10 protein-coding genes are annotated in these 10,017 nt (G+C 59.7%); 7 read left to right on the plus strand and 3 right to left on the minus strand.

The features are described 5' to 3' along the window. Positions 1-197: 197 nt before the first annotated feature. Together MPRO_RS13030 and MPRO_RS13035 are read right to left on the minus strand one after the other, a co-directional pair. Positions 198-1,082, minus strand: coding sequence for a MurR/RpiR family transcriptional regulator (locus MPRO_RS13030; RefSeq protein WP_067293130.1), 885 nt, complete (start codon positions 1,080-1,082; stop codon positions 198-200). Between the two features lie 159 nt (positions 1,083-1,241). Beyond that, complete coding sequence (locus MPRO_RS13035; protein ID WP_067293133.1) at positions 1,242-1,628, minus strand: RidA family protein; 387 nt, start codon at positions 1,626-1,628, stop codon at positions 1,242-1,244. A 136-nt stretch (positions 1,629-1,764) separates the two neighbouring features. Here MPRO_RS13035 and MPRO_RS13040 point away from each other — a divergent pair, with 136 nt between their 5' ends. The 6 genes from MPRO_RS13040 to MPRO_RS13065 all read left to right on the plus strand — a co-directional run bounded on the left by MPRO_RS13040 (position 1,765) and on the right by MPRO_RS13065 (position 8,408). Continuing rightward, positions 1,765-2,295 (plus strand): TRAP transporter small permease, encoded by a 531-nt coding sequence (locus MPRO_RS13040; RefSeq protein ID WP_067293137.1) that lies wholly within the window; start codon positions 1,765-1,767, stop codon positions 2,293-2,295. An 81-nt stretch (positions 2,296-2,376) separates the two neighbouring features. After that, positions 2,377-3,654, plus strand: a complete 1,278-nt coding sequence (locus MPRO_RS13045) for a TRAP transporter large permease (protein WP_067293141.1) — start codon at positions 2,377-2,379, stop codon at positions 3,652-3,654. Positions 3,655-3,714: 60 nt separating this feature from the next. After that, on the plus strand, positions 3,715-4,767 hold the full coding sequence (locus tag MPRO_RS13050) for a TRAP transporter substrate-binding protein (protein ID WP_067293144.1): 1,053 nt from the start codon (positions 3,715-3,717) through the stop codon (positions 4,765-4,767). A gap of 49 nt (positions 4,768-4,816) precedes the next feature. Further along, on the plus strand, positions 4,817-6,304 hold the full coding sequence (locus MPRO_RS13055) for a M81 family metallopeptidase (RefSeq protein ID WP_067293147.1): 1,488 nt from the start codon (positions 4,817-4,819) through the stop codon (positions 6,302-6,304). Next, complete coding sequence (locus tag MPRO_RS13060; RefSeq protein ID WP_067293150.1) at positions 6,304-7,365, plus strand: D-TA family PLP-dependent enzyme; 1,062 nt, start codon at positions 6,304-6,306, stop codon at positions 7,363-7,365. The genes MPRO_RS13055 and MPRO_RS13060 overlap by 1 nt, the downstream gene beginning before the upstream one ends. Positions 7,366-7,373: 8 nt before the next feature. After that, positions 7,374-8,408 carry a sugar kinase gene (locus MPRO_RS13065; RefSeq protein ID WP_067293152.1) on the plus strand — a complete coding sequence of 345 codons (1,035 nt, stop codon included), beginning with the start codon at positions 7,374-7,376 and terminating at the stop codon, positions 8,406-8,408. Positions 8,409-8,414: 6 nt separating this feature from the next. Here the strand turns inward: MPRO_RS13065 and MPRO_RS13070 are convergent, their stop codons facing one another. Next, a complete protein-coding gene (locus tag MPRO_RS13070) occupies positions 8,415-9,125 on the minus strand; it encodes a DUF3108 domain-containing protein (protein ID WP_067293155.1) in 711 nt (236 codons plus the stop codon). A gap of 174 nt (positions 9,126-9,299) precedes the next feature. Here MPRO_RS13070 and MPRO_RS13075 point away from each other — a divergent pair, with 174 nt between their 5' ends. Beyond that, on the plus strand, positions 9,300-9,776 hold the full coding sequence (locus MPRO_RS13075) for a hypothetical protein (protein WP_067293157.1): 477 nt from the start codon (positions 9,300-9,302) through the stop codon (positions 9,774-9,776). The last annotated feature ends 241 nt before the right edge of the window (positions 9,777-10,017 follow it).

The raw sequence follows: 10,017 nt of genomic DNA on the forward strand, positions 1-10,017 counted from the left end.
CGCGCCGGGTATGCAACACTCCTGAATAGGCTGCGCAAGGCCGAGGAGTTCCTGGAAACCGGCGGTAAGATCTACCACAAGGTGTAACCTCTACACCCAGGTAGTAAAGCTTGAGTGACTAAAAAGGCCGGCAGTCTGTAAAGATTGCCGGCCTTTTTGTTTTTAAGGCACGAAAATAGGCAGGCACTGCTGAGGCGTCAGTCCCCCAGTGGCTGGCTGTCGTCGTGATCCCGGTACGCCACCAGGTGGTGCTTGATGCGGCGTACGTTCTCCAGTGCCCGTTCGCCGATGGCGATGGCAAGCTCGGAAGCCAGCACGTCTATCACCGCCAGCAGGGCATAACGCGAGGCGGTAGGCTGATTCACGAAGCTTTTCTCTTCGGGGATATCCACTGGCAGCAGAATATCCAGATGGGCACAGAGGGGGGCGTCGGGTCGTGTCATGCCGATAACTGTGGCGTCGTAGCCGCGGGCGATATCACAGGCGTTGGCCAGATCGGCGAAGCGCCCGGAGGTGGAGATGGCGAGCAGTACATCACCTTTCTTGAGTGTTGCAGCGACCATCTGCAGCATCTGACTGTCCTGGTAGGCATTCACCGCCAGACCCAGTCGAAACAGCCGGTGCTCGACATCCTGCGCCACTATGGTGGAACCGCCGCCGCTGCCGAACACGGCAATGCGCCCGGCGTGCTGCAGGGCACTGACCGCCTGCTGGATCGTTTCGCTGTCCAGCAGCGCCAGCTGCATTTCCAGTGCCTGCTGGGCGCGGCGTACCACCTGCTCGGCGGCTTCCGAATGGCTGCCGGACGAGGTCTGACCGGCCAGAAAACGTACCCCCACGGCGCGTGCCTGGGCCAGGTGAACCTTGAACTCACGCAGATTCTTGAAGCCCAGCTTGCGGCAGAACCGCGTCACCGTAGGCGTGCTGGTATCGGACCACTGCGCCAGTTCGGTGGTACTGGCGTGGACTGCGCGATCGACGTCGGACAGTATCACCTCGGCCAGGCGCTGATCCGCCTTGCTCATGGCATTGGTATTGTCCTTGAGCGCGGACACTATATCGGGGGCTGCCGGTGGCGTCATGATGGGGTTCACCCTTCCTTGATTGTCAGCAATGGGTCAGTAGCGCGCCGCCGCACCGGGTCTGAAAACAATGCGCTGGAGTATAACACCGCTTCACAAACCCCAGCGAGCCGGGGCCTGAGCCTGGATATGGGCCATCAGGCTCAGGCCGGGCGCATGTTACTGCGGATCCTTGTAGGCCGTGACGTCTATTTCCACCTTGGCGTCTACCACCAGCGGTGACACCACGGTGGAGCGTGCCGGCGGGTGGCCCTGGAAGTATTCCTTGAACACGCCGTTGAAACTCCAGAAATCCCGCGGGTCGTCCAGCCAGGCATTCACCTTGACCACGTCTTCGAGCCCGTAACCGGCCTCTTCCAGTATGGCTTTGACATTCTCGATGGCCTTGCGGGTCTGGGTCACGATGCCGCCTTCCACCACTTCACCATTTTCCAGCGCGACCTGGCCCGAGACAAACAGAAAGCCACCGGCTTTGGTGGCCTTGGCGAAAGGCAGTTCCTGGCCACCGGCACCCTGACCTGCAAGGCGGAATCGTTCGATAGGCATAAATGTACTCCTGAATAAAATGTGAAGAAAATCTTCTCTTTTTTAAATTTACAGTTGATTTTTACCCTGTTCACGGTCATATTTCAATCACAAAGTGAAGATTGTGTTCATAAATAACAAAAACAGAGGTCTCCTTATGAGCCGGTGTCAGAGGCTGAGCAGCAGGCTCAGTGGCAGAATCAATCTGCTGAATCAGAGGGTGGTCGGTGTGCTGATGGCCGTGCTGCTGCTGGATGTGTGGATTGCGGTACTCGATCGCTACCTGCTGCACTGGCAGATCAGCTGGGTCGAGGAGCTGGCGCGCTACATCATGATCTGGGCGATCCTGCTGGCGGTGCCCTGCTGCACGGCGGGGCGTGAACATATAGGCCTGTCGACGGTGGTACAGCATTTGCCGGCGCCATTGCAGCGCGGCCTGAGAATCCTGGTGGATCTGCTGTCATTGCTGTTTTTCGGCTACCTGGCCTTTTCCGGCACTGAGCTCGTGATCAAGGGCCTGCAGCAGGTCTCCACGGTCTTCGGCTTACCCATGGCTTATCCCTACGGTGCGATCCCGGTGGCCTTTGGTCTGGCGGCGCTGCAAAGCCTGCTGGCGCTGCTGCGGGACTGTGGCACGGATAGGCTGGAACCCGCGGCTGACGCAGAAAAGGCACTGCAGCTGCAATAGCCGCGACTGCCTGTGCAACGCTGTGGCGCCAACGCATGGCGGCCGCAGTGACCCATAACAACAATACAGAGGAGTGACGCAATGACGATCGCCCTGATTCTGGTGGTACTGCTGATTATCGGTACTCCCGTAGGCGTTGCGCTGGGCCTGGCGGGCCTGGCCGGCATGTTTAGCATCGGCGGACTGCATTTTGCGTCGCTGGCGCCGGCCAAGGTCTTCAACGGCCTGAATATCTTCCCGTTCCTGGCCATGCCGTTCTTTATTCTGGCCGGCGAAATCATGAACCACACCGGTATTACCTCCCGCCTGGTACAGTTTTCCCAGGCGCTGGTGGGACATTTTCGCGGTGGCCTGGCGCACTCCAACATGGTGGCGTCGGTGTTCTTTTCCGGTATTACCGGGGCAGCTACGGCCGATGCTGCTGCTTTCGGTCGTACCCTGGTGCCGGCGATGGTGGAGCAGGGCTACAGCCGCCCTTATGCCTGTGCCGTTACGGCGGCGGGCTCCATCATAGGTCCGACCATTCCGCCATCCGGCCTGATGGTGGTGTACGGATCCCTGATGGGAGTTTCCATCGGGGGCCTGTTCGCCACCGGCATTCTGCCGGGTCTGCTGATCTGTTTAGTGTGCATGGCCATTATTGCCGTCTTCGCCAAGCGCAAGAATCTGCCCAAGGCTGCCCAGCGCGCCTCACTGCGCCAGCTGCTGGGTCACTTCAAAGGCTCGCTGCTGGCACTGCTGATGCCCCTGATTATCCTGGGTGGCATTGTCAGCGGTATTGTCACACCCACGGAAGCGGCCTCAGTCGCGGTGGCCTACGCCCTCTTTATCGGCTCGGTGGTGTATCGCAACCTGAGCTTTGCCGCCCTGTTTCGCATGCTGATCAGCACGGCGCAGATTTCGGCGGTGATCTACCTGATTATTGGCGCCGCCTCGATCTTTGGCTGGTGGCTGAGCTTCAATCAGATTCCACAGTTTATCGCCACCTTTATCAGCCAGCTGTCGGATAACCCCAACGTGATCCTGTTGCTGATTATTGGTCTGCTGCTGGTCGTGGGCATGATCATGGATATCAACGCCATGCTGATCATTCTGGCGCCGGTGCTGGTACCCCTGACCGAGCAGATCGGCATGGACCCGTTGCACGCCGGCATCATCTTCGTACTGGCGCTGAATATATCGCTGATGACGCCGCCGGTGGGCGCCTGCCTGTTTGTGCTGTCGTCGGTCACTGGCGAAAAGCTGGAACGTATCTCGGCTGAGCTGATGCCCTTCCTCATAGGCCAGCTGATCCTGCTGATGTTTCTTGCCTTTACCCCTGAAGTCACGCTCTTCATCCCGCGTTTGCTGGGTTACTGAGCCGGCTTGAATCCTGCGGCTACGGCCATTTATCCACCTGAAACCATAGAGATACTGTCGATGAAAAAAATAATCACCTCCATCGCCGCTACATCCCTGTTGGCCACTTTGGCCGCCATGCCCCTGACGGCCAACGCCGAAAAGGTGCTGCGCTTCGCCCATGACAACAAGGCGGACATGATGGAGAACCCGGCCCATGCCTTCACCGGCGTGTTCAAAAATATTGTTGAAGCCGCCAGTAATGGCGAGATCAGGGTCGAGATCTACCCCAGCAATCAGCTGGGCTCGGCGAAGGAACATATCCAGATGGTACGGGATGGCCAGATCCAGGGCACGCTGTCGTCTACCGGCGCCCTGGCGAGCTATTACCCCCGTATCGGTGTGCTCGATGTGCCTTTTGCCTTTAACAGCAATGCGTCCACCTATGAGGTATTGGACGGCAGTTTCGGCAAGGCGCTGGCGGCGGATATCGACGCCAGCCTCGGTGACGTCAAGGTACTGGGTTTCCCAGATACCGGTGGTTTCTTCTCGGTGACCAACTCCAAGCGGGCGATCAATACCCTGGAAGACTTCAAGGGTATTCGCATTCGCACCATGACCCTGCCTACGCACCAGAAGATTATTCAGTCCCTCGGTGGCGAGGCTTATCCACTGGCCTGGGGCGAGGTTTATTCCTCCCTGCAGACCGGCGTTATCGATGGCCAGATGAACCCGATTCCCACGGTGACCTTCGCCAAGTTTGATGAGGTACAGGAATACCTGACCCTTACCAACCATCTGTTTGCGCCCTATACGCTGATGCTGAACAAGGCCTTCTATGACGGTCTGACCGACGAGGAGCGCAAGATCATCCACTTTGCCGCCCAGTCGGGCATTGTTGCCGGCAGAGGTCTGTCCCGCGTCATCGAAGCGTCGGAGCGCGGTCTGGAGGGGCTGAAAAAGACCATGAAGGTTAACGCCCTGTCGGCAACAGAGCACGAACGGTTCCGCGAGGCGACCCAGCCGGTGGTCATTGAAGACATTCGCCAGTCGCAGGACGGCAAGGGCGTCGAACTGCTGGACCTGTTTTTGAATGAAACGCAGCAGGCCAACGACAAACTCTACCTGAACTAAGTCCCAAGGCCCCGGCTCTGTTTTCGGGGCCAACCTCTCGAGGTGTTTTATGCGAGTTTTTGTAGCCTCACTGGCCACCGAGACCAATACGTTTTCGCCGGTATTTACGGATCTGGCGTCATTCAAGGAAAGCTTTTATGCCCCGCCCGGCGAACATCCGGCCACGCCGACGCTGTGCAGTGCACCCTTTATTGCCTGTCGCGAGAAAATCCCGGCGCTGGGCTGGGAGCTGATCGAAGGCACCGCCGCCTGGGCTGAACCCGGTGGCCTGGTGAACCGCAGCACTTACGAGCTGCTGCGCGATGAAATACTCGGGCAACTCAGCGCCGCCTTGCCGGTGAATGCGGTAATACTCGGGCTGCATGGCGCCATGGTGGCCGACGGTTATGACGACTGTGAAGGCGATCTGCTGACGCGGGTGCGTGCCCTGGTGGGGCCGGCGGCGACCATCGCCGCCGAATTCGATCCCCACAGCCACCTGACGGCCAAGCGGGTTGCGCAGGCGGATATACTGTTGGCATTCAAGGAGTTTCCCCATACCGACTTCGTCGATCGTGCCCGGGATCTGGTGGATCTGGCGGTGCGTCATGTGCAGGGGGAGATCAAGCCGACGGCAGCGGTGTTCGATTGCCGGATGATCGAGGTGTTGCCCACCAGTCTTGAACCCATGCGCAGCTTTGTGGACCGCCTGCATCAGCTGGAGCTGGAGCCTGCCGTACTGTCAATTTCCGTTATCCATGGTTTTATGGCCGGTGATGTACCCGAGATGGGCACTCGGCTGCTGGTGATTACCGACAACGATCAGGCCCGCGCGGATAGCCTGGCACAGTCGCTGGGTATGGAGCTGTTCTCCTTTCGCGGTAAAACCCGCCCGCCCTATATATCCCCTGAACTGGCGATAGCAGAGGCCCAGGCCTCGTCGCTGCAGCCGGTGGTCATCGCCGATGTCTGGGACAATCCCGGCGGCGGTGTGGCCGGGGACTCGACCCTGGTGCTGCAGAAAATGCTCGACATGGGCGTGCGGGATGCGGCGGTGGGCACCATCTGGGATCCGATGGCGGTGCGCTTTTGCGTGGCGGCGGGAGAGGGCGCGAAGATCAAGCTGCGCTTTGGCGGCAAGGCCGGGGACAATGCCGGCGCGCCCATGGATGCCTGGGTGGAGATCCGCAAGGTGGTGCGCGATGCCGTGCAGAGCTTTGGCGACAGCGTGGTACCCCTGGGGGACAGTGTCTGCATACGCCTGGCGGATACGGCCATCGATGTGGTACTCAACAGTAACCGCTCCCAGGCCTTTGCGCCGGACCTGTTCAGCAATCTGGGTATAGACCCTGCGGCCAAGCCGATCCTGCTGATCAAGTCGACCAACCACTTTTACGATGCTTTCGCCGCGATAAGTCAGCACATTATTTATTGTGATGCGGGCGGCCCTTACCCCAGTGACCCCGTTACCAACAGCTATCGCAAGATGACGCGCCCAATCTGGCCGATTGTTGAGAATCCCCATGGGCTCACAGACGAATTACTGGAGATACGCTGATGCTGTACCCACAACTGGACACGCCCTGCGTTTTGATTGACGAGGCGATACTCGAGGCCAATATCCGCGGTTTTCAGGCCCACTGCGACGAGCACGGGTTGCGAGTGCGGCCCCATATCAAGACCCACAAGCTACCCTGGGTTGCTCACAAACAACTGGATGCCGGGGCTAGTGGCATAACCTGTCAGAAGGTGGGGGAAGCCGAGGTCTTCGCAGCAGCGGGTTTTGACGACATCCTCATCAGCTACAACATCATTGGCGCCGCCAAGCTGGCCCGGTTGCTGGCGCTCGCAGGCCAGGTCAGGTCCCTTGCGGTGGTGGCCGACAGCGAGGCGGTGCTGCAGGGGCTTTCGGCGACCTTTGCTGACAGCGGACGAACTCTGGATGTGCTGGTGGAGTGCGACACCGGCGCCGGTCGCTGTGGCGTGCAAAGCCCGCAGCAGGCGGCGCAGCTGGCGGAACTTGTAGCGCGCTTACCGGGCTTGCGTCTGCGTGGGCTCATGACGTATCCGGCGGCCTACAGCGAAGCCGTTGTGCAGCAGTGGTTCAGTCGGGCGGCTGCGCTGTGCGAGCAGCAGGGTCTTGCGCTTGAGGTGTTCAGCAGTGGTGGCACGCCCAGTATGTGGCACGCCCATGAAGCTCCCATCGTCAACGAGTACCGCATTGGCACCTATGTGTACCAGGACCGCTCCCAGGTGGCTGCCGGCGCCTGCCAGCAGGCGGACTGTGCCCTGACGGTGATGACCACCGTGGTCAGTGTGCCGGTGCCGGGCCGGGTGATCGTGGATGCCGGCAGCAAGGCGCTGACGTCCGATCTGCTGGGGCAGGACGGTTACGGCCAGGTGGTGGGTTATCCACAGGCGCGTGTAACCGGGCTTAGCGAGGAGCATGGGGTACTGGATTTCTCCGGCTGTAGTCAGGCGCCAGTGGTGGGTGAGCGGCTGCAAATCATTCCCAACCACGCCTGTCCGGTCTCCAACCTGTTTGACGAAGTGCACTTTTGCCGTGACGGCGTTTTGAGTCGCACCGAGACGGTTCAGGCGCGCGGCAAGGTTTGTTAAGGAGCCCAATGGTGAATCAGGTGTACGACATTATCGCTCTGGGGGAGACGCTGCTGCGTCTGACTCCACCGCATCTCGAGCGGCTGGATCAGAGCGCAGGCTTTGATGTGCAGGTGGGCGGCTGCGAATCCAATACCCTCAGTGCCATGGCGCGGCTGGGGCTCAATTGCGCCTGGTTGTCGCGTCTGCCGGAGAACGCGCTGGGTGACAGGGTTCGGCAGGTGCTGCGACAGCACAATGTCGATGTGCAGCATGTCAGCCCCGGGGGCGATGACCGGCTTGGTCTGTATTTTTACGAGCCGGGACGGGCGCCTCATCGAAGTCAGGTAATCTATGACCGTGCTGACTCGGTCATGGCCCGCATGCAACCCTCTGACTTGCCGACAGAGTTGTTCCAGCCGGGGCGGGCGCGACTGTTTCACACCTCGGGCATTACGCTGGGGCTTTCGGCATCGGTCAGTGACACGGTACAACAGGCGCTACAACTGGCCCGGGAGGCGGGTATTCCCTGCAGTCTGGATGTCAATTACCGCCAGCGCCTCTGGTCGCCACAGCGGGCACGCCTGTGTCTGGAGCCCCTGCTGGGACAGCTGGAGCTACTGCTGGTGGCAGAGCGGGATATTGAGAAACTTTGGCCCGACGCCTGGGATGCTCATTCCCACGAGCAGACGCTGCGCCGCTTTCAGCGCTGGGCGCCCAATTGCGTGCTGGTCATGACCCGCGGCAGTGCCGGTGCCGCCTTGCTGACGCCGTCCGGTGAGCTGTATCAGGCCGATGCATTTAGTGCGCAGGAGGTGGAGCGCCTGGGGGCGGTGATGCCTTTGCCGCCGGTTTTCTCAGCGCCTGGCTGGCGGGAAAACCTTATGCCCAAGCGCTGCGCCAGGGGGCGGCGGTGGCGGCATTCAAATATGCAACGCCGGGGGATATTGCCTGGATTAACCGCAGTCAGCTGGATCGCCTGCTGGCCGACCCCGCAGCGACGGGGCTGTGTCGCTAGTCAAGGTGGTGGTATTAAGCGTCTCCATGATCGCCCGGTGACGTAGCCTGAATCACTGCAGCCAGGTTATGAACGCTGGGCTCTGTTGCAGTGCTTTCAGGCTGATGCTGTAGCTGTCGCCGTCTTCTGTATGGCGCAGGCGCATAAGCTGGTAGCCGTTGTCGGGGCTAAACCAGAGCAGTGTTTCCTGGCTGGCATCGTTATCCTGTTTGCTCAGGCGCAGGGTATTGCTGCTTTTCCCTTCGAGTTTTAGTTTCTCCTTACCCGCAATGTCAAACCGGTAATCCTTGAGCTTGCTGCGGCTGACGAAGCGGTAGCGATAGTCGCCAGTCTGACGGGCCAGGTCCTGCTGCAGCTTGAGCTGATAGAGCAGGGGGTCGAGGGTACCGGGGGTAATACTGATCGATTGCTGGCCCTTTTTGTCGCTGTAGGTCACCTTTTTGCCAGAGGTATCAAAGCGCAGCTCGTACTTTTTCGAGATCCCCAGTATCGACTGGCTATAGCGGTATAGCTCCGGGGTCCAGAGGCCACTGGCATCGCGGCTGAAGGTGCTGCTTTCCTCGATACGTGCGATCGAGCCCCTGGCGTTGGATTCGAACACAAAGCGGTCATTGCCAAGAGGCTTAAGGGTGCGCACCAGCGTTAGATCAAAGCCCTTGTACTGGGCGCCGTAGCTGGTGGTCAGCAAGGCTTCGGCGGCCTGGATGCGGCCGGCGCAGAGCAGAACGAGCAACAGCAGGGCTGGGATAATGCGTTTGAACATCCGATCGATCCTCCACAGAGTCTGGCTTAGCTATAAGGTACCGCCAGTGTACGGCATATGAATGTCAGCGGGCCTGCTTCGGGGTCTTCCTTTCAGTCTGCTTTCAGAGAGCGCACCTAGACTGGCTGCAGCGGTATTGGCTGGCGCATTTAATTTTTTGATGAGGTGATAAAGATGAGCAAGCAGCGTTTTATTTCCGGGGGAGTACGTGCAGGCCTGTTCGGTATGGCGCTGGCGCTACCTTTCGCGGCTCAGGCCGAGGAGCCCCAGGTGATCAACCTGACCCAGACGGGCTGCCAGTTCGTTGAAAGCGAAAATGGTGTGGATCATGGATACAGCACGAGCAGCAAGGCTGACTGCGAAACGATTAATGGGCAATCCGGCGAGGAACGCCTGGCGGGGGCAAAGCCGCTGGAGCTCAAGCCGGGTCGCTATATTTTCAGGGTCAGTAACGAGAATGTACCCTATGAACTGGGCTTTTGGCTGCGTGGCGCCACCCTGGTGGATCGCGCCCTGCTGCCCAGCGTATCGGGTGGTGGATTGGCCCAGGGTACGACCCGCGACTATGAGGTTGAACTCAAGGCCGGTGAGTACCACTACTCTTGCCCGCTGAATCCGACACCAAATTACAGCCTGGTGGTGAAAGGATAACTCGCGAGCTCCACTCCTGCGCACTACCGATCTAGCTTTTGCTTTTTAATATGACAGTAGCGGCAAGGCTCAAGGTGCAAGAGAGAGGGCTCGCCCGTAGGAGCGGCGCCCCGCTGCGAAGCTCTTGAGGGCGATGACAAGGTTCTCCGGGGCAGTTTGTAGGTCGGGTTAGCGCAGCGTAACCCGACGGGGGCCATGTACATCCCGCTAGGAGTTTGTCCGATAATGCTGGCCGTAGCGA

It is taken from the genome of Marinobacterium profundum (assembly GCF_001528745.1).
Classification (GTDB): Bacteria; Pseudomonadota; Gammaproteobacteria; order Pseudomonadales; family Balneatricaceae; genus Marinobacterium_A; species Marinobacterium_A profundum.